The 26,878-nt window shown below is 39.3% G+C and carries 28 protein-coding genes and 1 riboswitch; of the genes, 26 read left to right on the forward strand and 2 right to left on the reverse strand.

Annotated elements, in window-relative coordinates:
• Window positions 1–19 precede the first annotated feature (19 nt).
• Complete coding sequence (gene sodA, locus CCC20_RS09185) at window positions 20–628, forward strand: superoxide dismutase SodA (RefSeq protein WP_013851603.1); 609 nt, start codon at window positions 20–22, stop codon at window positions 626–628.
• 148 nt (window positions 629–776) lie between these two features.
• Window positions 777–1,502, forward strand: coding sequence for a YebC/PmpR family DNA-binding transcriptional regulator (locus tag CCC20_RS09190; protein ID WP_003063840.1), 726 nt, complete (start codon window positions 777–779; stop codon window positions 1,500–1,502).
• A 31-nt stretch (window positions 1,503–1,533) separates the two neighbouring features.
• Here the strand turns inward: CCC20_RS09190 and queA are convergent, their stop codons facing one another.
• A complete protein-coding gene (gene queA, locus CCC20_RS09195; protein ID WP_003063841.1) occupies window positions 1,534–2,562 on the reverse strand; it encodes a tRNA preQ1(34) S-adenosylmethionine ribosyltransferase-isomerase QueA in 1,029 nt (342 codons plus the stop codon).
• A 175-nt stretch (window positions 2,563–2,737) separates the two neighbouring features.
• Here queA and CCC20_RS09200 point away from each other — a divergent pair, with 175 nt between their 5' ends.
• The 24 genes from CCC20_RS09200 to ribH all read left to right on the forward strand — a co-directional run bounded on the left by CCC20_RS09200 (window position 2,738) and on the right by ribH (window position 26,201).
• On the forward strand, window positions 2,738–3,238 hold the full coding sequence (locus CCC20_RS09200) for a VIT1/CCC1 transporter family protein (protein WP_003063844.1): 501 nt from the start codon (window positions 2,738–2,740) through the stop codon (window positions 3,236–3,238).
• 127 nt (window positions 3,239–3,365) lie between these two features.
• The gene (nagB, locus tag CCC20_RS09205; RefSeq protein WP_041972899.1) at window positions 3,366–4,070 is read left to right on the forward strand and encodes a glucosamine-6-phosphate deaminase; all 705 of its coding nucleotides are present in this window, start codon (window positions 3,366–3,368) and stop codon (window positions 4,068–4,070) included.
• Window positions 4,071–4,145: 75 nt separating this feature from the next.
• Window positions 4,146–4,862, forward strand: a complete 717-nt coding sequence (locus CCC20_RS09210) for a pseudouridine synthase (protein WP_013851606.1) — start codon at window positions 4,146–4,148, stop codon at window positions 4,860–4,862.
• A gap of 53 nt (window positions 4,863–4,915) precedes the next feature.
• A complete protein-coding gene (locus CCC20_RS09215; protein WP_013851607.1) occupies window positions 4,916–5,887 on the forward strand; it encodes a competence protein CoiA in 972 nt (323 codons plus the stop codon).
• Entirely contained in the window at window positions 5,877–7,679 is a 1,803-nt protein-coding gene (gene pepF, locus CCC20_RS09220; RefSeq protein WP_013851608.1) for an oligoendopeptidase F, read from the forward strand. Before CCC20_RS09215 ends, pepF begins: the two co-directional genes overlap by 11 nt.
• A 72-nt stretch (window positions 7,680–7,751) precedes the next feature.
• Window positions 7,752–8,270, forward strand: coding sequence for a GNAT family N-acetyltransferase (locus CCC20_RS09225; protein ID WP_013851609.1), 519 nt, complete (start codon window positions 7,752–7,754; stop codon window positions 8,268–8,270).
• A 21-nt stretch (window positions 8,271–8,291) separates the two neighbouring features.
• A complete protein-coding gene (locus tag CCC20_RS09230; RefSeq protein WP_003063855.1) occupies window positions 8,292–8,903 on the forward strand; it encodes an HAD-IA family hydrolase in 612 nt (203 codons plus the stop codon).
• 53 nt (window positions 8,904–8,956) lie between these two features.
• Window positions 8,957–9,658 (forward strand): O-methyltransferase, encoded by a 702-nt coding sequence (locus CCC20_RS09235; RefSeq protein WP_013851610.1) that lies wholly within the window; start codon window positions 8,957–8,959, stop codon window positions 9,656–9,658.
• A gap of 69 nt (window positions 9,659–9,727) precedes the next feature.
• Window positions 9,728–10,789, forward strand: a complete 1,062-nt coding sequence (locus CCC20_RS09240) for a peptidyl-prolyl cis-trans isomerase (protein WP_048791500.1) — start codon at window positions 9,728–9,730, stop codon at window positions 10,787–10,789.
• A gap of 357 nt (window positions 10,790–11,146) precedes the next feature.
• Window positions 11,147–13,765: an alanine--tRNA ligase gene (gene alaS, locus CCC20_RS09245; protein ID WP_058692791.1), complete on the forward strand. Its 2,619-nt coding sequence runs from the start codon at window positions 11,147–11,149 to the stop codon at window positions 13,763–13,765.
• A 45-nt stretch (window positions 13,766–13,810) separates the two neighbouring features.
• On the forward strand, window positions 13,811–13,999 hold the full coding sequence (locus CCC20_RS09250) for a hypothetical protein (RefSeq protein ID WP_003063866.1): 189 nt from the start codon (window positions 13,811–13,813) through the stop codon (window positions 13,997–13,999).
• A 151-nt stretch (window positions 14,000–14,150) separates the two neighbouring features.
• Complete coding sequence (locus tag CCC20_RS09255) at window positions 14,151–14,933, forward strand: carbon-nitrogen family hydrolase (protein WP_058692792.1); 783 nt, start codon at window positions 14,151–14,153, stop codon at window positions 14,931–14,933.
• 11 nt (window positions 14,934–14,944) lie between these two features.
• Window positions 14,945–16,123 (forward strand): pyridoxal phosphate-dependent aminotransferase, encoded by a 1,179-nt coding sequence (locus CCC20_RS09260; protein WP_058692793.1) that lies wholly within the window; start codon window positions 14,945–14,947, stop codon window positions 16,121–16,123.
• Between the two features lie 112 nt (window positions 16,124–16,235).
• Window positions 16,236–17,258, forward strand: a complete 1,023-nt coding sequence (gene argC, locus CCC20_RS09265; protein ID WP_058692794.1) for an N-acetyl-gamma-glutamyl-phosphate reductase — start codon at window positions 16,236–16,238, stop codon at window positions 17,256–17,258.
• A 71-nt stretch (window positions 17,259–17,329) separates the two neighbouring features.
• Window positions 17,330–18,523 carry a bifunctional ornithine acetyltransferase/N-acetylglutamate synthase gene (gene argJ / locus CCC20_RS09270; RefSeq protein ID WP_058692795.1) on the forward strand — a complete coding sequence of 398 codons (1,194 nt, stop codon included), beginning with the start codon at window positions 17,330–17,332 and terminating at the stop codon, window positions 18,521–18,523.
• A 13-nt stretch (window positions 18,524–18,536) separates the two neighbouring features.
• Entirely contained in the window at window positions 18,537–19,271 is a 735-nt protein-coding gene (gene argB, locus CCC20_RS09275; protein WP_013851617.1) for an acetylglutamate kinase, read from the forward strand.
• A 25-nt stretch (window positions 19,272–19,296) separates the two neighbouring features.
• The gene (locus tag CCC20_RS09280; protein WP_058692796.1) at window positions 19,297–20,427 is read left to right on the forward strand and encodes an acetylornithine transaminase; all 1,131 of its coding nucleotides are present in this window, start codon (window positions 19,297–19,299) and stop codon (window positions 20,425–20,427) included.
• Window positions 20,428–20,525: 98 nt separating this feature from the next.
• Window positions 20,526–21,083, forward strand: coding sequence for an NAD(P)H-dependent oxidoreductase (locus tag CCC20_RS09285; RefSeq protein WP_013851619.1), 558 nt, complete (start codon window positions 20,526–20,528; stop codon window positions 21,081–21,083).
• Window positions 21,084–21,363: 280 nt separating this feature from the next.
• Entirely contained in the window at window positions 21,364–21,606 is a 243-nt protein-coding gene (locus tag CCC20_RS09290) for a helix-turn-helix transcriptional regulator (protein WP_013851620.1), read from the forward strand.
• Window positions 21,603–22,370: a DUF3169 family protein gene (locus CCC20_RS09295; protein WP_013851621.1), complete on the forward strand. Its 768-nt coding sequence runs from the start codon at window positions 21,603–21,605 to the stop codon at window positions 22,368–22,370. The genes CCC20_RS09290 and CCC20_RS09295 overlap by 4 nt, the downstream gene beginning before the upstream one ends.
• Before the next feature lie 53 nt (window positions 22,371–22,423).
• Window positions 22,424–22,673, forward strand: a riboswitch (FMN riboswitch).
• 217 nt (window positions 22,674–22,890) lie between these two features.
• The gene (gene ribD / locus CCC20_RS09300) at window positions 22,891–23,946 is read left to right on the forward strand and encodes a bifunctional diaminohydroxyphosphoribosylaminopyrimidine deaminase/5-amino-6-(5-phosphoribosylamino)uracil reductase RibD (RefSeq protein WP_013851622.1); all 1,056 of its coding nucleotides are present in this window, start codon (window positions 22,891–22,893) and stop codon (window positions 23,944–23,946) included.
• Window positions 23,946–24,548, forward strand: coding sequence for a riboflavin synthase (locus CCC20_RS09305; protein ID WP_069789046.1), 603 nt, complete (start codon window positions 23,946–23,948; stop codon window positions 24,546–24,548). The genes ribD and CCC20_RS09305 overlap by 1 nt, the downstream gene beginning before the upstream one ends.
• Window positions 24,549–25,727 (forward strand): bifunctional 3,4-dihydroxy-2-butanone-4-phosphate synthase/GTP cyclohydrolase II, encoded by a 1,179-nt coding sequence (locus tag CCC20_RS09310; RefSeq protein WP_069789047.1) that lies wholly within the window; start codon window positions 24,549–24,551, stop codon window positions 25,725–25,727.
• 12 nt (window positions 25,728–25,739) lie between these two features.
• Window positions 25,740–26,201 carry a 6,7-dimethyl-8-ribityllumazine synthase gene (ribH, locus tag CCC20_RS09315; RefSeq protein ID WP_003063890.1) on the forward strand — a complete coding sequence of 154 codons (462 nt, stop codon included), beginning with the start codon at window positions 25,740–25,742 and terminating at the stop codon, window positions 26,199–26,201.
• A gap of 57 nt (window positions 26,202–26,258) precedes the next feature.
• On the opposite strand, the gene CCC20_RS09320 is transcribed toward ribH, so the two are convergent.
• Window positions 26,259–26,795 carry a LysR family transcriptional regulator gene (locus CCC20_RS09320; protein WP_003063892.1) on the reverse strand — a complete coding sequence of 179 codons (537 nt, stop codon included), beginning with the start codon at window positions 26,793–26,795 and terminating at the stop codon, window positions 26,259–26,261.
• Window positions 26,796–26,878: the final 83 nt, after the last annotated feature.

The following is a 26,878-nucleotide window of genomic DNA, read 5'->3' on the forward strand; positions in this document are numbered from 1 at the left end:
AATGAAAGAGGTAATTAGCATGGCTATTATTTTACCAAAACTACCTTATGCATATGACGCTCTTGAGCCTTATATTGATACAGAAACAATGACAATTCACCATGATAAACATCATGCTACTTATGTGGCAAATGTAAATGCGGCGCTTGAAAAGCATCCAGAAATTGGAGATGATTTGGAAGCTTTGTTGGCAGATGTTGATAGTATTCCAACAGATATCCGTCAAGCGGTGATTAATAATGGTGGTGGGCATTTGAACCACGCCCTTTTCTGGGAATTATTATCACCTGAAAAACAAGAACCAACAACACAAGTGTTGGCTGCAATTGAGGAAGCTTTTGGCTCATTTGACGAATTCAAAGCTGCTTTCACGCAAGCTGCGACAACTCGCTTTGGGTCAGGTTGGGCTTGGCTTGTGGTGAATGAAAATGGCAAACTTGAAGTGCTCTCGACAGCTAATCAAGACACACCAATTTCACAAGGAAAAGCACCAATTTTGGCACTTGACGTTTGGGAACACGCTTACTATCTCAAGTATCGTAACGTTCGCCCAGATTACATCAAAGCTTTCTTTGATGTAATTAATTGGGAAAAAGTTGCTGAGCTTTACTCAAAAGCAACAAAGTGACTTCAACGTATCAAAAATCCTTTAATTAATACGATTCTTTAATTTATAGATTTTTTATCAAGCGGGACGTTAATCCGAGAAAACTCGGTGGTGTTCTGCTTTTTTGTGGTGTAATGTGATATAATAGCAAGGAGTGGGGGAATTTTGCATGTCAGGACATAATAAATGGAGCAAAATTAAAAATAAAAAAGGTGAAGCAGATGCTAAACGTGGTGCGATTTTCAATAAATTGTCACGTGAGATTTTTGTAGCTGCTAAAGCAGGTGGCGGTGACCCGTCAATGAATGCCAGCCTTCGTATAGTTTTGGATAAAGCGCGTGCGGCTAATATGCCAAAAGACAATATCAATCGTGCGATTAAAAAAGCGACAGATGTTGGCGATACAACAAACTATGATGAAGTCACTTATGAAGGATATGGACCTGGTGGCATCGCTATCCTTGTTCATACTCTTACTGACAATAAAAAACGTACAGATGCGAATATGCATACCATTTTCACGCGTAACGGTGGTAACATGGGCTCAACAGGTTCTGTTGCTTATATGTTTGACCGAAAAGGTTACATTGTCATTGACCGCGATAATTTGGACTTGGACGAAGATGCCATGCTTGAAGTGATTTTGGATGCTGGTGCGGAAGATTTGAAAACATCAGATGACGCCTTTGAAATTTTTACCGAAGCAAAAGAATTTCCAGCTGTCAAAGAAGCTTTGCAAGTACAAAATTTGGAATTCGCCCAAGCACAACTTAGTATGATTCCACAAAATTACGTTAGCCTTGATGACGAACAAGCAGACATTTTGGAGACACTCGTTGATAAACTCGAAGACGACGATGACGTCCAAGACGTTTATACCAATATGGCAGAATAAAAAGAACGGAAAATTTCCGTTCTTTTTTAGATCATTTCACAAACATGGCGTCGCCGAAACTAAAGAAGCGGTAGTGCTCGTCAATGGCGTGTTGGTAAGCATCAAGGACAAATTCACGTCCTGCAAAGGCAGATACTAGCATGACAAGTGTTGATTTTGGCAAGTGGAAGTTCGTTGAAAAAGCATCAACCACTTTAAATTCATAACCAGGTTTGATGAAGATATTCGTCCAGCCGCTGTCAGCTTTGATGTCGCCGTTGAATTTTGAACCGATAGTTTCAAGTGTGCGGATAGATGTTGTTCCGACAGCAACGACACGTCCGCCAGCAGCTTTCACGTCACGAAGCGTTTGGGCAGCTTCTTCAGATAGCGTGTAAAATTCAGAGTGCATTTCGTGCTCTTCGATATTATCGACAGATACTGGGCGGAAAGTTCCTAGCCCAACATGAAGGGTCAGATAGACAAGTTTAACACCTTTTGCCTCGATTTTGGCAAGCAAATCTTGAGTAAAATGAAGCCCAGCAGTAGGAGCGGCAGCAGAACCATTTTCTTTAGCATAAACGGTTTGGTAACGGTCTGGGTCATCTAATTTTTCATGAATGTAAGGTGGCAATGGCATTTCACCAAGGCTTTCCAAAACTTCAAGAAAGATACCGTCATAAGCAAATTCAACGACACGTCCGCCGTGGTCTAATTCTTCAACCACAGTAGCTGTTAAACGTCCGTCACCAAATGATACCTTAACTCCGACACGCAAACGTTTTGCGGGTTTGGCAAGAACTTCCCATTGGTCACCTTGTGTATTTTTCAAAAGAAGTAATTCCACATGACCGTGTGTGTCTGGTTTTTCACCGTAAAGACGGGCAGGAAGCACACGCGTATTGTTCATAACAAGCGCATCCCCAGGGTTTAATTCATCTAAAATATGGTCAAAATGAGCATCAACCATTTCATGTGTCTTGTGGTCAATGACCAAAAGTTTTGAACTATCTCGTTTTTCAAGAGGAGTTTGGGCAATCAATTCCTCTGGTAAATTAAAATCAAAATCATTGGTATTCATAGTAAATCCTTAATATTTATATTCTCAACTTTACATTATAACACGAGAACTATTTCTCGTCATCTGATCGAGGATAATTGTAATCGTTTTAAAGAGATGATATAATAAAGATGAAGTTATTTAGAATGATTCTAATTAAAATTAACTCATTACTCACTAATGGAAGGTAACGGATATGACAATTAGGGATTATGCAAAGTCAATTGTTTACGGTGGTATGGATGGCATTGTCACAACGTTTGCTGTGGTAGCAGGAGCTGTCGGTGGTAATTTGGGGATTAAACCGATTCTTATTTTAGGATTTTCAAATCTTTTAGCAGACGGATTTTCGATGGCAGTTGGTGATTATTTAAGCTCTACGACAGAAGAATCTGCGGTTAAAGCAAAAGCTGTAAAAAATGCAGGAGCAACCTTTATGTCATTTATCACTTTCGGCTTAATTCCTTTACTGTCATATCTTTTGATTAATGTTTTTAGTCTCTTTAAAATACACACATTTCTGATTGCTTGTGTCTTGGTATCACTTGCCTTAGCCTTACTTGGCTTGGTGAAAGCAATCATTACAGGTAGCAGTAAGAAAAAAGAAATTTTTAGAACCCTACTTATTGGCTTAATCGCTGCGCTTTTTGCCTATTATGTCGGCGAAGGTCTCGGAAAATTAGCAGGAACACGCTAGCAAAATTCACTCATTAATAATGAGTGGATTTTTTTAAACAATTCCCTTGACAAAGATTGGTATATACCATATAATAAAAATAGATAAGAGGTCTATACCAAAACAGAAGATGTTGGAGGATTTAAAAATGAAAATAATTCGTGTTAATAATCAAGTTGAAGGTGGTCAAGTGGCATTTTCTCTTTTGAAAGATGAAATGGCTAAGGGAGCTAAAACATTGGGACTTGCGACAGGTAGCACACCGCTTAGTTTCTATGAAGAAATTAGAAAGAGCAATCTTGATTTCTCAGATATGACTAGCATTAATCTGGATGAATACGTTGGTTTGGCAGCTGACAACGAGCAAAGTTATCGTCATTTTATGCAAGAAAATCTTTTCCAATACAAACCATTTAAAGAAAGTTTTCTTCCTAACGGCTTGGCAGAAGATTTGCAAGCAGAAACACGTCGTTATGACCAAGTGATTGCTGAACACGGTATTGATTTTCAAATTTTGGGAATTGGGCGCAATGGTCATATTGGTTTTAATGAACCTGGGACACCATTTGACGTGACAACACACATTGTTGATTTGGCAAAAGACACCATTGAAGCAAATAGCCGTTTCTTTGCCAGCATGGATGATGTGCCAAAACAAGCCATTTCAATGGGTATCAAATCAATCATGGCTTCTAAGGTGGTTGTTTTAATGGCTTACGGCGAAGGTAAAGCTGACGCTATCAATCAAATGATTAATGGACCTGTCACTGAAGAATTGCCAGCGAGTGTCCTTCAAAATCACCCTAATGTTGTCGTGATTGTAGATGAAGCCGCAGCAAGTCAATTAAACTAATAAACATGAAGTCTGGGTTTTGACACTCAGACTTTTGCTGTCTAAAAATTATTGATAACATGGTAAAATAGAACCATGCGTTTAGACAAATTATTAGGTCAGGCTGGTTTTGGGTCGCGAAATCAGGTTAAAAAATTAATTCGCAGTCGCCAAGTGTATGTGGACGGTCGTTTGGCTGAAGCGGATAATCTCAACGTTGAGACCAGTCTGCAAAAAATCACAGTATCAGGAAAACAAGTCAAACAGTCATCAGAGAAATATTTTCTTCTCAATAAACCTGCTGGCGTTGTTTCAGCAGTGTCTGATAAAGAACATCAGACAGTGATTGATTTAATCAAAGAAGCAGACCGTGTTCCACAGCTTTATCCAGTCGGACGACTTGACCGCAGTACCGAAGGTTTGCTTCTCATTACCAATAACGGTCCGCTAGGTTACCGAATGTTACATCCCAAATATCACGTTGCCAAGACTTATTATGTCGAGGTTAATGCGTTTTTAGCTGATGATGCGCCAGCATTTTTTGAAAATGGAGTATCCTTTGATGATGGAACGATTTGTAAGTCTGCTAAGCTTGAGCTTATCACGGCAAGTACAGAAAAAAGCTCTGCTTATGTCACGATTTCTGAAGGAAAATTTCATCAGATTAAAAAAATGTTTTTAGCCTACGGTGTAAAAGTAACCTATTTGAAACGACTAACATTTGGAGAATTTCAACTGGGCGATTTACCAAGCGGACAATATCGTGAGTTGACGTCTACCGAAAAAGAAATCTTGAAAAATTATCTGGATTAGGTGTCAGATGTTTTTCAGGATTTTTTTCGAATAAAATAGGTAGGAGGTGTGATGTGTTATCAGCGCTTGATGAAAATGGAAGATTAGTATCCTTGTTAGATGGTATCCCAGCTAACCAAAACTTTGTTTGCCCAGCTTGCCGCTCTGCTGTCCGTTTAAAAAATGGCAAAGTTATGCGTCCGCACTTTGCTCATGTTTCTTTGGATAAGTGTGATTTTTATAGTGAAAATGAAAGCAGTGAGCACCTTCAGTTAAAAGCGGCGCTTTATCATGCTGTGTCGCGGACTGAACAAGTCGTGGTTGAAAAAGTTTTACCAGATTTACATCAGGTGGCTGATTTATTTGTCAATGATAATTTGGCTTTAGAAGTGCAATGTTCGCGCTTATCAGAACAGCGATTATTTCAACGCACAAAAGCCTATCAAAGTCATGGTATTCAAGTACTTTGGTTGTTGGGGGAAAAGTTGTGGCTTGGCAATCGTTTATCACCTTTGCAACGTCATTTTCTTTATTTTTCGCAGAATATGGGCTTTCATTTGTGGGAGTTGGATGTCACAAAACAACTCATTCGTTTACATTATTTAATCTATGAAGATTTGCATGGCAAGGTTCACTATCTAACCAAGACTTGTTCATTTTCAGATGATATTATGGCATTTTTTCGACTTCCTTATCGACAGCAGAAGCTTTCAACTTACGAGGTAAACCAAGACCAAACCTTATTAACCTATATTCAAAAACAGTTATCTTCTCGCCATTCAATTTGGTTAAAAAGGCAAGAAAAAGCTTATTTAAAAGGGAAAAATTTGCTAAGTTTGCCTTTATCGGCTTATTTTCCACAAGTTCGTCCTTTTGATTTTGTTGAGGGGTTCTGTCAGATTTCGCAAGATTTATCACCGTTTTACGAAAATTTTCATCGCTTTTATCAAAATCAAACAGAAAAAGAACGTCAATGGCTTTATCCGCCAGCTTATTATGATAAAATGGTAAATAAACCTCAAAAAGGAGAATGTGATGTCAGATAATCGTAGTCATATTGATGAAAAATACCAATGGGATTTAAGCACAGTTTTTGCTACAGATGATGCTTGGGAAGCGGAGCTGGCTAGTCTTGATAGTGATTTAGAAAATGCTAAAGCTTACAAAGGACGTTTGACAGCGTCAAGTAATGATTTGCTTGCTATTACGGAAAGTTACCTTGCCTTGTCGCGTCGTTTGGAGAAGCTTTATGTTTATGCTTCAATGAAAAACGACCAAGATACAACAGTAGCCAAATACCAAGAATACCAAGCTAAAGCAACAGCAATCTATGCCAAGTTTAGTGAAATTTTTGCTTTTTACGAACCTGAATTGATGCAATTGTCTAAAGAAGCTTTTGAGGATTTCGTGGCAGAAACACCAGCTTTATCTGCTTATGCACATTTCTTTGAGCAACTTTTCAAACGTCAACCGCATGTTTTGTCACAGGCTGAGGAAGAATTATTAGCAGGTGCGCAAGAAATTTTTGGAGCTGCAGGAGAAACATTTGGGCTTTTGGATAATGCTGACATCATTTTTCCAATCGTTCCAGATGATGAGGGCAAAGAAATTCAGCTAACGCATGGTAATTTCATTAGCTTGTTAGAATCAAAAAATCGTGATGTCCGCAAAGAAGCTTACCAAGCTTTGTATGCAACTTATGAACAATTCCAACACACTTATGCGAAAACCTTGCAAACCAATGTCAAAGTGCATAACTATGAAGCGCGTGTTCATCATTTTAAATCAGCACGTGAGGCAGCACTTTCGGCTAATTTTATTCCAGAATCTGTTTATGATACCTTGATTGAAACGGTCAATGCTAACCTGCCTTTGCTTCATCGTTACGTGGAACTTCGCAAGAAAATCCTTAAACTGGATGATTTGAAAATGTACGATATTCATACGCCACTTTCTGAAATGGATATGAGTTTTACCTATGAAGAAGCTTTGGTAAAAGCTGAAGATGTCTTGGCTGTTTTTGGCAAAGAATATTCTGAGCGTGTTCATCGTGCTTTTACAGAACGCTGGATTGACGTCCATGTCAATAAAGGCAAACGCTCTGGTGCCTACTCTGGTGGTTCGTATGATACGAATGCTTTCATGCTGTTAAATTGGCAAGATACCTTGGATAATTTGTTTACCTTAGTTCACGAAACAGGGCACAGCTTGCATTCGACATTTACACGTGAAAATCAACCCTATGTTTATGGAGATTACAGTATTTTCTTGGCAGAAATTGCTTCAACAACTAATGAAAATATTTTGACAGAAACACTTTTGAAAGAAGTTGATGATGACAAAGCACGCTTTGCAATTTTGAATCATTATCTTGATGGTTTCAAGAGTACCATTTTCCGCCAAGCACAATTTGCGGAATTTGAAGATATCATTCATAAGGCAGACCAAGCTGGAGAAGTGTTGACGAGTGATTACCTCAACCAACTTTATGCCGACTTAAACGAGAAATATTATGGACTCAGCAAAACAGACAACCTAGAAATCCAATACGAATGGGCACGCATTCCGCATTTCTACTACAATTACTATGTTTACCAATACGCCACAGGATTTGCGGCAGCTAGTTATTTAGCTGATAAGGTTGTTCACGGTACACAAGCTGATATTGACCGCTACCTTGATTATCTGAAAGCAGGTAATTCTGATTATCCGCTTAATGTGATCAAAAAAGCTGGTGTGGATATGACAACAAGTGCTTATCTAGACGCTGCTTTCCGAATTTTTGAGGAACGCTTGGATGAGTTGGAAGCTTTAATTGAAAAAGGAGCACATCTATAAAATTATAGCGAGGTTGAGTATTCTAACCTCGTTTTTATGTTATAATAGAAAAAATTTTGGGGAGGTGCTGGCATGGAAATTAGGAAACTAGATGTTAGTGATGAAGCGGCTTACCGAGCTTATCAAACGGCTTTGGAAAATGACGATAATCCCTTTATCACGACACGTGAGATTGGTGATTTTAAAACCTTTGTGGAAAATAGCAGAGCGCAAGAAACACAAACTACTAACCCTGATTATTCAACGATGACGACCTATTATGCCTTTTTGAATGGGAAAATTGCTGCGCTTATATCTTGTCGTTGGCAGCTGGAAAAGGGCAATCTTGCGACGATTGGTGGACATATCGGATATCAAACCTCACCAGAATTTAGACGACAAGGTATCATGACCAGACTTCTCAGCTTTGCCCTTGAGCAATATGCCAAACGTGGCATCAATCCTGTGCTTATCACAGCGCGTGAGGACAATATTGCCAGTCGTAGAACCATTGAAAAAGCTGGCGGTATTTTGGAAAATATTATCGATTTAGAGGATGGGCATCGTCTAGCGCGTTATTGGATTACCTTGGACTTGGAGAATTCAGATTAATATTGAAATGAGGAGACAGAAGTGACAACATTTATTTGGGATTTTGACGGAACTTTGGTGGATTCCTACGAAGCGATTGGGCAAGCCTTGCAAGTGACTTATGCGCATTATGGCTTGGCTTTTGATGAACAATGGATTATGGATTTTATTATCAAAGAATCGGTCAAAGCTTTGCTTTATCAAGTGGCAAAAGAGCAAGAATTAGATTTTACGGAGCTATCAGCTTTCTTTAAAAAAGAGCAGGAAGCGCGTGATTATCTGATAAAACCCATGCCACATTTAACAGAGGTTCTTGCGGCAACCAAACAAAAAGGAGTGACACACTTTGCCTATACGCATAAAGGTATCACGGCAAATGATGTTTTAGAAAGACTAGGCGTGCATCAGTATTTTACAGAAGTGGTGACATCAGCAAATGGCTTCGCTCGTAAGCCTGAACCCGAAGCGATTAACTACCTTCTTGAAAAATATGAGTTGGATAAAACAAGCACTTATTACGTTGGTGACCGTCGTCTTGACGTTGAAGCTGCCGAAAATGCAGGCATTAAATCAATTAATCTCGGTCAACCGTCATCAAAAATCAATCAACACATTGCTGATTTATCCGATATTGTGGCACTTTTTAATGACTAAAAATCGAAGAAAGCCTATTCACAACGGGTTTATTTTGCTATATAATAAGAGTTATGGTTAAATCATATTCAAAAACAGCAAATCACAATATGCGTCGTCCCGTAGTGAAAGAAGACATTGTTCGCTATATGCGAACACATCAGAAGCAAAATGAGGGCTATCTGGCAGAATTGGAAGCATTTGCTCATCAAGAAAATATCCCTATTATTCAGCATGAAGTTGTGGCTTATTTTCGTTTTTTGATGCAAACATTGCAGCCAAAAAATATTTTAGAGATTGGCACAGCTATCGGATTTTCAGCACTTTTAATGGCAGAAAATGCCCCAGATGCGAAGATTACGACACTTGACCGTAATCCTGAAATGATTGCCTTCGCCAAGGAAAATTTTGCTAAGTATGACACTCGCAAACAAATTACTTTGCTTGAAGGAGATGCCGTTGATACTCTTTCGACACTTGATGGGGAATTTGACTTTGTTTTTATGGATTCAGCGAAATCAAAATACATTGTCTTTCTGCCAGAAGTCTTGAAACATTTGAAAGTCGGCGGAGTCATTGTCTTTGATGATGTTTTCCAAGGCGGGGATATTGTCAAGCCAATCGAAGAAGTGCGCCGCGGACAACGGACAATCTATCGTGGGCTTCAACGATTGTTTGATGCGACACTGGATAATCCAAATTTAACAGCAACCTTACTTCCGTTAAGCGACGGATTATTGATGATTCGTAAAAATACAGCAGATATATCACTGTAAAATTAAGCAATATTTAAGTTATTGTGATATACTAGTGGAGTTAAAGACAAATTAAGGAGTTTAATAACAATGGCCAACAAAGAAAAATCAGGGTTTAAGAAAGTTATCCAAAGTAAAGCTTTCAAAGGTGTTTCAATTGCAGTAGCTTCAGCTCTTATCGGTGCAGGTGTAACTTACCTTGCTACTAACAGCAATTCAGAAACAAAAGCTCTTGTTACCATGAAAGGTGATACTATCACAGTATCAGACTTCTACAGTGCTGCAAAAAGTTCAAAATCTTCACAACAAACAATGTTGAACTTGATTTTGTCACGTGTCTTTGAAGACCAATATGGAAGCAAAGTTTCAGATAAAGAAGTGACTGAAGCTTACAATAAAACTGCTTCATCATATGGTTCATCATTCTCAAGTGCACTTCAAGCTGCTGGTTTGACAACAGATACTTACAAGCAACAAATTCGCACATCAATGTTAGTGGAATATGCTGTTAAAGAAGCTGCCAAAGATAAATTGACAACTAAAAACTACAAAGAAGCTTACAAAGATTACACCCCTGATACAACAGCTACAGTTATTGCTTTGAGCAACGAAGACAAAGCTAACTCAGTTCACGATCAAGCAACTGCGGATGGCGCTGATTTTGATAAAATCGCTAAAGAAAACACAATAGCTAAGAAAACTGAATACACATTTGACTCAGCAGATACAAAACTTCCAACAGATGTTATGGATGCTGCATTCAAACAAAATGAAGGTTCAGTTTCAGATGTTATCAAAGTAATGAATTCTTCAACATATTCATACACATACTACATCGTTAAGACAACTAAGAAAACAGATAAAAACTCTGATTGGAAGACATACAAAAAACGCTTGAAGAAAGCTATCATGGCTAAATATCAAAACGACACAAACTTCCAAAATCAAGTTATTGCTAAAGCTCTTGATAAAGCTAACGTGAAGATTAAAGATAACACCTTTGCAAGTATTCTTTCACAATATGCAACAAGCTCATCATCAAGTTCTTCAGCTTCATCATCAAAAGCTTCATCAACTTCTTCTGAAGCAAGCTCATCAAGTTCAACAGAAGAATCATCAACAACTGAATCATCTACAGATTCAGCTGAATAAGCTACTTGACCAGAAGCTTAAAATACAGTACAATTAAAAAGATTGAGAATCGTTTTTAAAAATTCAGATTCAGAAAAGTGGCGGTTGCTGCGAGCCATGGATGAAGTTAAAAATGTGCTACTCATGTTTTCTAATTGTCAATATTGGTAACCGAGTTACCAGGGTCAAATGCAAGAAAAAACAATTTAAGAGATAAATGAAGAATGACAGGTTCATTGAAAAGAGGTGGTACCGTGGCTAACGTCACCCTCTATGAGATGGACTTGCCGTTTTTTGTATCCTTAATGGCATAAAAGATGATTTCAATCTATGGCAAGCGTTGTAACATCGCTTAGTAACAAGAAAAGGAAAGATAAAATGAAACAATTGACTAGTGCGCAAGTGCGCCAAATGTGGCTAGACTTCTGGAAATCAAAAGGTCACTCTGTTGAACCTTCTGCAAACTTGGTTCCTGTAAATGACCCAACATTGTTATGGATTAACTCAGGTGTTGCAACTCTTAAAAAATATTTTGACGGTTCTGTCATTCCTGACAATCCACGTATCACAAATGCACAAAAAGCTATCCGTACAAACGATATTGAAAATGTTGGTAAGACAGCTCGTCACCACACAATGTTTGAAATGTTGGGAAATTTCTCTGTTGGTGATTATTTTCGTGATGAAGCTATCACTTGGGGATATGAATTATTAACAAGCCCAGAATGGTTTGATTTCCCTAAAGATAAACTTTACATGACTTACTATCCAGATGATAAAGATACTTACAATCGCTGGATTTCACTTGGTGTTGAGCCAAGCCACTTGATTCCAATCGAAGATAACTTCTGGGAAATCGGTGCTGGACCTTCAGGACCAGATACAGAAATCTTCTTTGACCGTGGTGAAGATTTTGACCCAGACCACGTTGGTATCAAACTTCTTGCTGAAGATATTGAAAATGACCGTTATATCGAAATCTGGAACATCGTATTGTCACAATTCAATGCTGACCCAGCTGTTCCACGTTCAGAATACAAAGAATTACCACACAAAAACATTGATACGGGTGCTGGTTTAGAACGTTTGGTTGCAGTTATGCAAGGGGCTAAAACAAACTTTGAAACTGACCTCTTCATGCCAATCATTCGCGAAATTGAAAAATTATCTGGTAAAACTTATGACCCAGATGGCGACAATATGAGCTTCAAAGTTATTGCCGATCACATCCGCTCACTTTCATTTGCTATCGGTGATGGTGCCCTTCCTGGAAATGAAGGTCGTGGTTACGTGCTTCGTCGCTTGCTTCGTCGTGCTGTTATGCACGGTCGTCGTCTTGGTATCAAGGAAACATTCTTGTACAAATTGGTTCCAACTGTTGGTAAAATCATGGAATCATACTACCCAGAGATTCTTGAAAAACAAGACTTTATCGAAAAAATCGTCAAACGTGAAGAAGAAACATTTGCTCGTACAATCGATGCTGGTTCAAGCATGCTTGATGAATTGTTGGCTGATTTGAAAGCTGCTGGCAAAGATACGGTTGAAGGTAAAGACATCTTCAAATTGTACGATACATACGGATTCCCAGTTGAATTGACAGAAGAATTGGCTGAAGATAAAGGCTTCAAGATTGACCATGCTGGCTTTGAAGCTGCTATGAAAGAACAACAAGAACGTGCTCGTGCCAATGTTGTTAAAGGCGGCTCAATGGGTATGCAAAACGAGACATTGTCAAGCATCACTGAAGAATCAGTTTTTAGCTACGAAGATGAAGTCCTTGATTCTACATTGTCAGTTATCATCGCTGATAACGAACGTACAGAAGCTGTTTCAGAAGGTCAAGCCTTGCTTGTCTTTGCTAAAACACCATTCTACGCTGAAATGGGTGGACAAGTGGCTGACCACGGTGTGATTAAAAATGATAAAGGCGATATCGTTGCGCGTGTGACTGATGTTCAAAAAGCACCAAATGGTCAAGCACTTCATACAGTTGAAGTCTTGGCAAGCTTGTCAGTTGGTACAACATATACTCTTGAAATCGACAGCAAACGTCGTCACCGTGTGATTAAAAACCACACAGCAACTCACTTGCTTCACGCTGCGCTTCACAATGTTATCGGTGAACACGCTACTCAAGCTGGTTCACTTAATGAAGAAGGCTTCTTGCGCTTTGACTTTACTCACTTTGAGGCTGTAACAGCTGAAGAATTACGTCAAATTGAAGAAGAAGTTAACCAACAAATCTGGAATGCTATTCCTGTTAAGACTATTGAAACTGACATTGATACTGCGAAATCAATGGGCGCAATGGCTTTGTTTGGTGAAAAATACGGTAAAAACGTCCGTGTTGTCACAATCGGCGATTACTCAATCGAACTTTGTGGTGGAACACACGTTTCAAATACAGCAGAAATCGGAATCTTCAAGATTGTCAAAGAAGAAGGGATTGGTTCAGGAACACGTCGTATCCTTGCTGTAACAAGTAAAGAAGCCTTTGAAGCTTACCGTCAAGAAGAAGAAGACCTTAAAACAATTGCTGCTACGCTTAAAGTCCCACAATTGAAAGAAGTCACTAATAAAGTCGCAAGCTTGCAAGAACAATTGCACAAATTGCAAAAAGAAAATGCTGAATTAAAAGAAAAAGCAGCTGCAGCGCAAGCTGGTGATGTCTTTGAAGATGTTAAAGAAGCAAATGGAGTTCGTTACATTGCTAGCCAAGTAACCGTTTCTGACGCTGGTGCTCTTCGTACATTTGCGGACAACTGGAAACAAAAAGATTACTCTGACGTGCTTGTATTGGCGGCAGCTATTGGCGAAAAAGTCAATGTTCTTGTAGCAAGCAAAGCAAAAGATGTTCACGCTGGCAATTTGATTAAAGCTTTGGCACCAATCGTATCAGGTCGTGGTGGTGGTAAACCAGACATGGCTATGGCTGGTGGTTCAGATGCCGCTAAAATTGCTGACCTTCTTGCAGCAGTAGCTGAAAATCTGTAACATCCGTTAGGCAGTCTTTGACTGATAAAGGAGTTGTTTTGTCAGATGAAATCTAAAAACACACTTTTGAAATTAGCTATCGCTTTTATCGGCATAACGCTGCTGATTCTTGCTTACATTATTATTGTAGATGCTCTGCAAGGTCATGTTGATTGGGTAACCTTACTAGTCGCTTTAGCAGAAGGCAGCCTCCTCAGCAGTCTGATAAAAATGTTACAAGATAGTGGAAAATAAACATAAGCCCACCTAAAAAGGTGGGTTTTTTAGTTATAGTTTTTAACTATCGAGTCTATTTAAAATAACTATTTTACGAGGGATTTTTAGACTGTTATAATAGTCACTAAGATTTCAGAATATTTTCACAGAAGATAGAATTGAGGGAAAAATGAAAGTTTCACTTATTCAGATGGCTATCCGTGAAGCGGATCCTGAGCAAAATAGAAAGAAAGTATTGGAGTTATTGGAAAAAGCGGTGCATGATGCGCCAGATGTGATTGTTCTTCCTGAGATGTGGAATACTGGCTATGCCTTGAAACAGCTGGCAGATATTGCTGATGTTAATGGGAAAGAAACGATAACGGATTTAGGAAATTTTGCTAAGAAGTACCATGTTAATTTGGTGGCTGGTTCGGTCGCAACGGCAAAAGAGAATCACTTTTTTAATACGACCTATGTGTTTAATCGAGAGGGGCAAGTGATTGCTGATTATGATAAGGTGCATTTGTTTGGTTTAATGGTAGAAGATGAGTACCTGCAAGCAGGCAATAAAGAAAGTGTCTTTGAACTAGATGATATCAAAGCAGCTAGTGTGATTTGTTATGACATTCGTTTTCCAGAATGGGTGAGAACCTTGATGTCTAGCGGTGCTAAGGTTTTATTTGTAGTAGCTGAATGGCCCAAAGAACGTGTAGAGCAATGGGAGATTTTATTGCGAGCGCGTGCGGTTGAAAATCAAGCCTTTGTCGTGGCTGTCAATCGGGTTGGCGATGGCATTTCAGACCATTTTTCTGGGCATTCTCTGGTGATTGACCCATTGGGGAAAATCGTTTTACAAGTGCCAGATAATCAAGAGGGAATTTTTACGGCTGAACTTGATTTGACAGAAGTTGAAAAAAATCGAGGTCACATTCCAGTTTTTGCTGACCGCAAGCCAGATTTGTATCATTAGGAGGAATTAAGGTGTTTTCACAATCAAAGATTTTACAAGAATTGCCAGAACAGTTTTTTGCTAGTCTTGTCGCAAAAGTTAATGCCAAAGTGGCAGAAGGCTATGATGTCATCAATCTTGGACAGGGCAATCCAGATCAGCCAACTTATGATTACATTGTTGATGCTTTAGTTGAATCAGCCAAAAATCCTGCTTCTCATAAATACTCGCAATTTCGTGGAAATACTAATTTTAAAGCGGCAGCCAGTCAATTTTATAAGGACAATTATCATGTAAATCTTGATAGCGAAAAGGAAATTTGTATCCTTGGTGGCGCAAAGATTGGCTTGGTAGAATTTCCTCTGGCGACAATGAATCCTGATGAATTGCTCTTGTTGCCAGACCCAGGTTATCCAGATTATCTCTCAAGTGTGTCGCTTGGAAAAATCAACTATGAGACATTTCCGTTAAAAGCTGAAAATAATTTCTTACCAGACTTGCAAGCTATTCCTGAAGAAGTAGCTAAACGTGCGAAATTCATCTATGTTAATTATCCTAATAATCCGACAGGTGCGGTTGCAACTGCAGCGTTTTACGAAGAACTCGTCGCTTGGGCTAAAAAATACGAGGTTGGGGTAGTTAGCGATTTTGCTTATGGTGCCTTAGGGGCAGACGGTTATGAGAATCCAAGCTTTTTGTCAACACCTGGAGCTAAAGATGTCGGCATTGAGTTATACACTTTTTCTAAGACCTTTAATATGGCGGGGTGGCGTTTGGCATTTGCGGCAGGAAATGAACAATTGATTGAAGCGCTTAATTTGCTACAAGACCACCTTTTTGTAAGTATCTTCCCTGCTATTCAAGATGCGGGAGCAGTAGCTCTTTTAGATGAAAAAGCAAAAGCAGCAATCGCAGGGTTAAATCAGAAATACAACGAGCGTCGCCATGCTTTTGTTCAAGCAGCAGAAAAAATTGGTTGGCATGCTTTTGAGTCAAAAGGGTCATTCTATGCTTGGATGCCCGTACCAGAAGGGTATGACAGCGAAAGCTTTGCAGATTTGCTATTAAATGAAGCTCATGTTGCTGTCGCACCAGGAAAAGGTTTTGGAGAACAAGGAGACGGATACGTCAGAATCGGCTTGCTCGTCGAACCAGACCGCCTTGTCGAAGCCGTCGAGCGAATTAACAAACTGAAATTATTTGAAAAATAGTGAAAGCATAAGTGAAAATTTATGCTTTTTTTGTTTTTTATGCAAAAAACACTTGACTTATGAATAAATATACTATAAAATTGAATACATATTTATTCAAGGAGTGTATATTATGAAAGTGTCAATTGTTGGTATCACTGGATATAGTGGTCTCGAATTAGTTAAATTATTGAATAATCATAAAAATGTTACGATTGCTTCGATTCATGCAACTAAGGAAATCGGCCGACGATTGTCAGAATTATACCCTTACCTTGTTGGTGTTTGTGACTTAGTTATTGAGACATTTAATGCTCAAGAAATCATGGAAAAATCAGATTTGGTTTTCTTTGCGACACCAAGTGGGGTGGCTAGCCAGTTAGCGCAGCCATTTGTTGAAACTGATTTCCCAGTGATTGATTTGTCGGGAGACCATCGTTTGCCAGCTGATTCTTATGAAAAATGGTATAAAAAAACACCAGCTAGTGATGATGTGTTGAATAAATTTACATATGCTTTGGCAGAATTTACAGATGTCCAAGGTAAGAAATTCATTTCAAACCCTGGTTGCTATGCGACAGCAACAGAATTAGCCTTGATTCCATTGCTAAAAGCTGGTGTGGCTGAAGAAGATTCTATCATCGTTGATGCAAAAAGTGGTTTGACGGGGGCTGGTAAAGCTTTATCAGAATCAAGTCACTTTGTCAATGTGCATGATAACTACGTGACTTACAAATTAAACCGTCATCAGCATATTCCTGAAATTGTGCAGGAATTGCAATTATTTAGCAAGAAGTTACACCAGATTCAGTTTTCAGCATCATTGTTGCCAGTTAACCGTGGGATTATGGCGACTTCTTATGTTAAATTGAAAAAGCCATTGAGCGAAGCGGAATTATACGCCATTTACAAGGATGCTTACAAGGACAAACCTTTTGTCCGCATCCAAGATGATTTGCCAGAATTGCACAATGTTATCGGTTCAAACTTTACAGATATTGGTTTTCTTTACAATGATGTCACAAATGTGCTGACGGTCGTATCTGTTATCGATAATTTGATTAAAGGCGCTGCTGGTCAAGCCGTGCAAAATCTGAATTTGATGAATGGTTGGAACGAAACAGAAGGTTTGTTGATTTCACCAAATTATTTATAGAATATAGAAAGGAAGTAGCACAGAAGGTTATTGGGAAGTATGAGTTCCTTACGTGTTACAGGTGTAAGAAGATGAAAGTGATTGAAGGAAATGTTGCGAGCCCTCTTGGTTTTTCGGCAGACGGTTTGCATGCAGGATTTAAGAAAAGAAAACTTGATTTTGGTTGGATTGTTTCAGAAGTTCCCGCTAGTGTAGCAGGTGTTTACACGACAAATAAAGTCATTGCTGCGCCATTGATTGTGACACGAAATTCCATTAAAAAAGCGCAAAAGATGAAAGCAATCGTTGTGAATTCAGGAGTGGCAAATTCTTGTACGGGCATGCAAGGAATGGAAGATGCCTATACTATGCAAAAATGGACAGCTGAAAAATTAGGCATTGAGCCTGATTTGGTCGGGATTGCTTCAACGGGTGTTATTGGTGATTTGTTGCCAATGGATACTCTTAAAACTGGGCTTTCTAAGCTTGTTGTTAATGGTAATTCTGATGATTTCTCGAAAGCTATCTTAACAACAGATACTATGGTTAAAACCGTTGCTGTCACAGAAAAATTTGGTCGTGATGAAGTGACCATGGCTGGTGTAGCGAAGGGTTCAGGAATGATTCACCCAAATATGGCAACTATGCTTGCTTTTATCACTTGTGATGCGAATATTTCAAGTGAAACCTTGCAGCTTGCGCTAAGCCAAAATGTTGAAACAACATTTAACCAAATTACGGTTGACGGTGATACATCAACAAATGACATGGTCTTAGTGTTATCAAATGGTTGTACATTGAATGAAGAAATCTTGCCAGATACACCAGAATTTGATAAATTCTCAGCAATGCTTAATTACGTCATGCAAGAATTGGCTAAGAAAATCGCCAAAGACGGTGAGGGTGCAAGCAAACTCATTGAAGTCAATGTCAAGAATGCACCTAATGCCCTTGATGCCCGTATGATGGCAAAAAGTGTCGTTGGTTCAAGTCTTGTTAAAACAGCGATTTTTGGAGAGGACCCTAACTGGGGACGTATTTTAGCAGCGGTTGGCTATGCAGGTGTTGATGTTCCAGTTGACAACATTGACATTTACCTCGGCGACATTCCTGTTATGCTAAAATCAAGCCCAGTTGACTTTGAAGCTGAGGAAATGCAAGACATCATGCACGAGGATGAGATTACGATTACGGTTGATTTGCATTCTGGTGAAGCAGTAGGAAAAGCTTGGGGCTGTGATTTATCATACGACTACGTGAAAATTAATGCCCTTTATCGCACATAAAGAGAAGAAACATATGGAAAATATTATTGTGATTAAAATCGGAGGTGTTGCTAGTCAGCACCTTTCGCAAGACTTTATTAATCAAATCAAAAAATGGAAAGAAGCAGGCAAGCAGTTGGTTATCGTTCATGGTGGGGGCTTTGCGATTAACAAATTAATGGAAGAAGAGCACGTGCCTGTTAAGAAAATCAACGGTCTGCGTGTGACGAGCCAATCTGACATGAAGCTTGTTAGCTATGCCTTGTTAAATATCGTTGGAGAAAATTTGGTTAAAAAACTTAACCAGTCGTCTATTGATAGCATTCAACTCTTGTCTGATATTGAAAAAGTCGTTCAGGCTGATTTCTTAGACCAAGAAACTTACGGTTATGTTGGCAATGTTTCACAAATTCAGACGGAAATCTTGGAAAAAATGTTGGCGAATCAAATGTTACCTGTCCTTGCCTCAATTGGCTATTCTAAAGATGGTGATATGCTAAATATCAATGCGGATTATCTTGCAACAGCTGTTGCCGTTGCCCTCGGCGCTGAAAAATTAGTCTTGATGACTGATGTTAAAGGTGTTTTGGAAAATGGTGCGGTGCTCGATAGCCTTTCTTCGACAGAATTTCAAGATAAGATTGACCAAGGAATGATCACAGGAGGCATGATTCCTAAGATTGAATCAGCGGTAAATACCGTTTTAGCAGGTGTTGGTGAGGTATTGATTGGCGACAATCTGGTAACAGGAACTTCAATCATCTGCTAACTCTAGCATGAAAGGGAAGATAACAATGACAAAATTATTTCAAAATTATAAACGCGCAGCCGTTGAATTTGTCAAGGCAGAAGGAAATTACCTTTTTGACCAAGACGGCAAGAAATACCTTGATTTTTCAACAGGAATCGGTGTGACAAATCTTGGTTTTCACCCAGAAGTGAAAGCTGCTTTGCAAAAACAAGCTGAAGAAATCTGGCACACACCAAACTTGTACCTTAATTCTTTGCAAGAAGAAGTGGCAGACAAGTTGATTGGGAATAAAGATTATCTTGCTTTCTTTGCCAATAGTGGTGCTGAAGCCAATGAAGCTGCTATTAAAATTGCACGTAAGGCGACTGGCAAGCAAGAAATCATTGCTTTTGTTAATTCTTTTCATGGTCGTACTTTTGGGTCAATGTCCGCAACTGGGCAAGACAAAATTAAAACTGGTTTTGGTGATGGCGTGCCACATTTTAGCTATGCGATTTACAATGATTTGGATAGCGTGAAAAGCTTGGTGACCGATGATACTGCCGCTATTATGTTGGAATTGGTTCAAGGGGAATCAGGTGTTCGCCCAGCTGACAAGGATTTTGTGACAGCATTAAGCGTATTTTGCCAAGAAACAGGTATTTTGCTGATTGTTGATGAGGTGCAAACTGGTATGGGACGTACTGGTAAATTGTTCTCATTTGAACATTATGGCATTGAGCCTGATATTTTCACTTTGGCAAAAGGTCTTGGAAATGGTGTACCAGTCGGTGCCATGTTAGCCAAGGAAAAACTTGGTTTTGCTTTCTCTTACGGTAGCCATGGTTCAACCTTTGGTGGTAATAAACTTGTCATGTCAGTAGCCTCAAGCGTACTCGATATTATGTTGGCTGACGGTTTCTTGCCACAAGCGTTTGACAATGGAAATTACTTGCAAGCTGAATTGAAGAAAGTTTTGGCTGGCAATGCAAAAGTGACTGATGTTCGTGGTCTTGGTTACATGATTGGGATTGAAACGACTGAAAATCTTGCCGAATTGGTCGAAAAAGCACGTGATAAAGGCTTGATTGTCTTGACAGCAGGAACAAATGTTATTCGTCTCTTGCCACCATTGACCTTGACGAAGGAAGAAATAGACCAAGGCGTAGCCATTTTGGCAGAGGTTTTTGCGTAAAAGCTAGGGAAGTTGGGCAAGTTTGTCTCAACTTCTTTTTAAGTTGACAAATTGGTTGAAAATGTATATAATTTTCTGAAAATACGAGAGGTAAAAATATGTCAAAAAATATTTTAATTGTTGCAGGGCATCCCGATTTGAAAAATGATTCTTTAGCCAATAAAACGATTTTGGAAGAAGTGAAGAAAGCTTTGCCAGAGGTGGAATTGGACATCTTGAGTGATTTGTATCCTGATTATCAGATTGATGTGGCAGCAGAGCAGGATAAATTGCGAGAGGCTGATGTGATTATTTTCCAATACCCATTGTACTGGTATATGACGCCGTCTTTGCTTAATAAATGGATTGAAAGGGTCTTTGTTCACGGCTTTTCACATGGTTCAACTGGTGATGCTTTGAAAGGAAAATATTTGGTGGCATCTTTGACAACTGGAGCAGGAGAAGCGGCTTATAGCGCAGAAGCAGGCACGACGATTGATGACCTTTTGGCACCAATTCGTTTGACAGCGAAATTAACACAGTTAAACTATGCAGGTCACATTGTCACACATGGTGTTTCTTACTCACTTCGAGAGGACGCTAACAAAGCACAAGAAATGGTTGTAAAATCACAAGGACATGCCCAAAAATTGGTGGCGTTGGTGAATGGTTTGTAAAAAATATTGATATTTTAGGAGCTCAGATTATTTAATCTGAGTTTTTATTTGACAAGAATTATATACTATTTGACAAATATTTTTTCATTTTTGACAAAGATGCTTGTCAAAAATAAAAAACGATGTTATAATCAAATCAACAAAAGGGAGGAGATTATATGTCGGATAAAAATTGGTTTCTTATTTTTCTTGCTATTTTTGGTGCTTATTTAACATCAGAAGCACCAAATCCTAGGAGGAAGGAATTGTTAAAAAACAATTTCTAAAAAGGAAGCAACTTTTGTTAGTTACTAGAATGGAGGGTATTTTGGTTTTAAAAAATCGTCTTAAAGAATTACGGGCGCGTGATGGGTTAAATCAAACTCAACTAGCCAAATTAGCTAAGGTTTCTAGGCAAACGATCAGTCTCTTGGAGCGCAATGAATACACGCCATCGGTGATTATCGCTCTGCGCATTGCACACATATTCAACGAACCTGTCGAAAATGTTTTTAGTCTTGATGAAGAGGGAGAAGAAGAATGAAAAAGACAAAAAGATTAACAATTGCGCAACGTATCTTAACGTGGTTTGGAATCTTCGTAGTTAGTGCGCTTGCAGGTGGGCTTATTGGTTATTTTGGTGTTGATTTTGGCGATAATGTGCTAACGTTTAATTATGATACTTTTATGGTTTTGGCTTATGGGATTACTGCTATTTCAATTATTGTTACATTATGGTTTATGTATCAAGCAAATCATTACCATAATCGTTATGAAAGCATGGGTGATGATGCTGATGAAGATGATAGTTATGAGGTTTATCGCCAGACATTTAAAAATTTAGAGTTTGCAACAATTTTCTACAATGTCTCAGTAGCATTAATTCTCCTTTCAATATTTGGTGATGTTTACGGTTTCCATGATAGGATTGTTAGCGGTGCTGTCCTTAATCTTACAGCATATGTAAAAGATATCATTTTCCTAGCTCTGCTAATTATTTTTCAAGTGATGATATTTAAATTAACTCAGAAAATTCGTCACTATAAATTATCAACTTTTCCGACAATTAAAGAAGTAAAGGAATTTGCTTATTCTTATGATGAAGGGGAGCTTCAAGCAAATTATGAACAAGCATTCTTGATTGTTTTCAATCTTAATCAGTATTTACCATTTGTTTATATTGTGTTGTGTGTGTTAGCAACACTTAGCTCAGTTGATGTCACTTCAGGTTTGGTCGTAACGACAGCAATCTATCTCTATATCAATCTTGCGAACATTCGCTTTGTTAATAAATATTTCAGAAAATAAGAAAAATGATTGACAGCGTTTTTAAATCGTGCTAATCTAAAAAAGAATTGAATAGTTTTCTTCGGGGTGGGGTGTGATTCCCGACCGACGGTGATTCTTTGTCGTTGATTGCTATTTGCTTTTATTCGTTGTTGACGCCTCTTGCCTAACACCAGTTATGTCTGCGAGGTGTCGCCTAGACTAAAAGCAAATCATCAATCAACTTTGTTTGATAATCAAATGAGCAAAGATAAGTCCGTGAGCGCAAGCTGATCTGGTGCGATTCCAGAACCGACAGTATAGTCTGGATGGGAGAAGAAATTGATAGAGTGTCAAAGGGCAAGTCTCTTGCTTTTTGGAATACTTTTTTAGTTGTCTTTGATTGCCTCGTAGTGTATTGCTACGAGGTTTTTGATTACAATTATTGTTTTTTGGTGTTGCTTGATGCAATGGTAAAAATGAATTATCCCGATGAAATTGCTTTGGCTAAGGTCGCTAAGCTTGTTTTCATTGGGATTTTTTTGCTAGAAAGGAGGCTTTTATGCACGAAAACTATATGGCACAGGCAATTGCAGCAGCTAAACAAGGTTTTAGGCAGACCTATACCAATCCCTTAGTTGGTGCGGTTATCGTTAAAAATGGTCGTGTGATTGCTCGTGGTGCGCATTTGCAGTATGGTCACGAGCATGCTGAGAAAAATGCGATTTTGCATTGTGAAGCCCCTGAAGAACTAGCCAATTCAACTCTTTATGTGACTCTGGAACCTTGTCATCATACTGGGAAGCAGCCGCCTTGTACGCAGGCGATTGTTGAAGCAGGCATTAAAAAGGTTGTTGTTGGACAGCTTGACCCCAATCCTTTGGTTGCTGGAAAAGGTTTAGAATTCTTGAAAAGTCAAGGAATTGAGGTTGTCACACAAGCTTTGGAAAATGAGGCACGCGCACTTAATCCGCATTATAATTTTTACCATGAATACAAGCGCCCTTACGTGGTTTTGAAACAAGCGGTGAGTTTGGATGGGAAAATTGCGGTGCTTGGCAAACGAACTGCCTTGACCAATGATGAAACCAACCGTTTTGTTCATGATGAGCGAGATGATTACCAAGCCATTTTGGTTGGTGCTGACACAGTTTTGATTGATAACCCACAATTATTGGGCGCTGGGACGAGTTTGTATCCGCCAGTACGCGTGATTTTGGACGAAACAGGGCGCATTTTTGACAAACGAGAGCTACAAATTTTTAAAAATCAATCAGCGCCAGTTTACATTTTTAGTAGGCGACAAGTTGCGAATTTGCCTGCGCATATCACGGTTATAGCCTTATCTAATTTTTCCATTGCTAACATTTTGCAGGCGCTTTATGAGAAAAAGATTCAGTCTGTTTATGTCGAGGGCGGAGCGCAGGTTCATGATGCATTTTTAGCGAGCGATTTATGGGATGAGCTCATTTCTTACGTGACCCCTAAGGTGATTGGTGGCAATGGCAGAGCTGCTATGGCCAGTTCTCGTCAGGTTGAACAAGTTTACGATTTGCAGGATTTTTCAGTTCAAACAATTGGCACTAATCTACGTTTGTCAGTCAAAAGGAGGTTGTGATGTTTACAGGATTAATTCAAGAACAAGGGCGTATCAGCCGAATCGTCAAACAGCAACACAGTATCAAATTAACTTGCAAAGCTTCACGAAAATTATTAGCGGATTACAAAATCGGTGATAGTATGGCAATCAATGGGGTTTGTCTGACTTGCGTGGCTAAAGCAGGTGATACGTTTACGGTGGATATTATGCCAGAGACTTTTAAGCGCACTATTTTTTCAGAATGTCGTATCGGTGACTTGGTGAATCTTGAGCTGGCTATGGCTGCTAATGCACGTTTTGAAGGGCACCTTGTGACGGGGCACGTTGATAGTGTCGCAACTCTCATCCAAAACCACAGCGATGAAAATGCTATCGTGCTTAGCTTTGCTATTTCCCAAAAACTCGCAGGGCAAATCGTGGGGCAGGGCTCAATCGCAGTCAATGGGGTTAGTCTGACGGTGGTGTCGGTGACGTCTGGGCAATTTAGCGTGTCGCTGATTCCGCATACGGCGAAAGAAACTAACTTGGCTCGACTCAAAAAAGGCGATAAGGTCAATATCGAGACGGATATTTTAGCCAAATACATGCAAGCACAAGTTACAAAAATGGGAGGACAATAAATGTTTAAGGATGTCGAAAAAGCTCTTGCTGATTTGAAAGCAGGAAAATTAATCGTGGTGGTTGATGATGATGACCGCGAAGCAGAAGGGGATTTGGTTGGTTTAGCCGAATTGGCTAGCGCTGACAATGTGAACTTTATGACCAAGCACGCGCGTGGTTTGATTTGTGCGCCAGTAGCTAAAAGCATTGCTGATCGTTTGGAACTTGTTCCTATGTCAGCAGAAAATACTGATGCGCATGGCACCGCCTTTACTATCAGCGTGGACCATAAAGAAACCTCAACAGGTATTTCAGCCTTTGACCGTGCTAAGACCATTCAAACCTTGGCTACTAAGGCTAGTAAAGCTAGTGATTTTCACCGACCTGGGCATATGTTTCCTTTGGTTGGACGAAGCGGCGGTGTTTTGCAACGGCGTGGGCATACAGAAGCTAGTCTTGATTTAGCACGTTTGGCTGGTAGCACAGAAGCAGCTTATATTTGCGAAATTTTAAAAGATAATGGCACCATGGCACGAAAAGCTGATTTGCACGCTTATGCTGAAAAATGGCATTTGACCATGATTGAAGTAGGAGATATCGCACGTTATGTGAGCTTTCAAGATAGCCCAAAGGTAACGTTACCGTCGTCTTATGGTGATTTTGAGCTTCGTTTGTTTGAAGATGAGAAAAAACGTGAGCACCTCTTGTTATCAAAAGGTGACCTGACGTCTGATGAACCACTATTAGTTCGTCTGCATTCGGAATGTTTGACAGGTGATGTTTTTGGCTCTTTACGTTGTGATTGTGGTGAGCAGCTGCACGCAGCGATGAAGAAAATTGATAAACTTGGATGCGGAGCGATTTTATACCTTCGCCAAGAAGGACGTGGTATTGGTCTTAAAAATAAGCTCAAAGCTTATCAGCTGCAAGAAAAAGGATTTGATACCTATGATGCCAATCTTGAGCTTGGTTTTGCGCCAGATGAGCGTGATTACCAGATTGCAGCAGACATATTGTCCTTTTTGAACATTAAACAAATTAAGCTGTTGACTAACAATCCTGATAAGCTAGAACAGCTTGAAAAATCTGGTATCGAGATTGTCGAACGCTTACCGTTACAAATTCCAGCGCACGTTGAAAATCGTACTTACTTGCAAACCAAACAAGAAAAATTTCATCATTTATTACACATCGTTTAAGGAGAAAAAATCATGACAACATTTGAAGGGAAATTTATTGGAAAAGATGTTAAAATCGCTATCGTCGTTGCACGCTTTAATGAATTTATTACCTCGAAATTATTAGGTGGAGCAATGGACGGCTTGATTCGTAACGAAGTAGCTAAAGAAGCTATTGATGTTTACTGGGTTCCAGGTGCTTTTGAAATTCCATTTATGACGAAAAAAATCGTTGCAAGTGGAAAATACGACGGTGTTATCACACTTGGCAGTGTTATTCGTGGGTCAACTAGTCACTACGATCTTGTTTGTAATGAAGTGGCAAAAGGTGTCGGGCAAATCAATCTCACAAGCGATATTCCAGTTATGTTTGGCGTGATTACGACAGAAGATATTGAGCAAGCCATCGAACGCTCAGGTTCAAAAGCAGGAAATAAAGGCAGCGAATGCGCACAAGGTGTGCTTGAAATGATTAACCTAGCAAAACAACTCTAAAACAAACGTGATAGATAGCAAAAAGCTGAGCAAGAACACTCAGCTATTTCGTCATTCTCATTTCAAATGTGCCCAGGCGGTTTGAATGGCGGTAATGTCCACTTTGAAGTGTGATTTGTTTGTTTTCAGATAGGCAAGGTAAAAATCAATCTGTGCAGTTTCGTCGGTAATTGGCATTTCTAAACGGCGATTGTGTACTTGCCTTTCGCGCGTGAGCTGCGTAATATTGGTTGTGAAATACGGCAAACTCGAATAGCGCCTAATTTCATTGAAATCATCAACTTCAGCTTGGTAAATGAATTTCGCATTTGGAATATTGTCCTCGATAATTCGTTGCCAAATGCCAATGTCGCGAAGAACCACGAAACTAAAACCAGCCATTTCTTGAAACGTCGTTTCGGTTTTATTAGCTGGGACAACTATGGCATCACTGTTAACACGTAAACTTTCCGTGCCGACATAAAGCGATTCGATGTCATCTGTTTGAATTTCTTGGTGCGTAAAAATGAGCTGATAATCTTGAGACAGCAATTTAGCAATGACATCATTTTCCGAAAGCAAATTATTATCAATGCTAATATGCTCGGATGCCACATCTTCAGCAATGTAAAGCGGACCAGGGGCTACCGAACCTAATCGTATTTTTCCTGAGTGTTTCTCATTGTGGCACTTTTACG

This window comes from Streptococcus sp. LMAG:39, assembly GCF_008680485.1.
GTDB lineage: Bacteria > Bacillota > Bacilli > Lactobacillales > Streptococcaceae > Streptococcus > Streptococcus pasteurianus.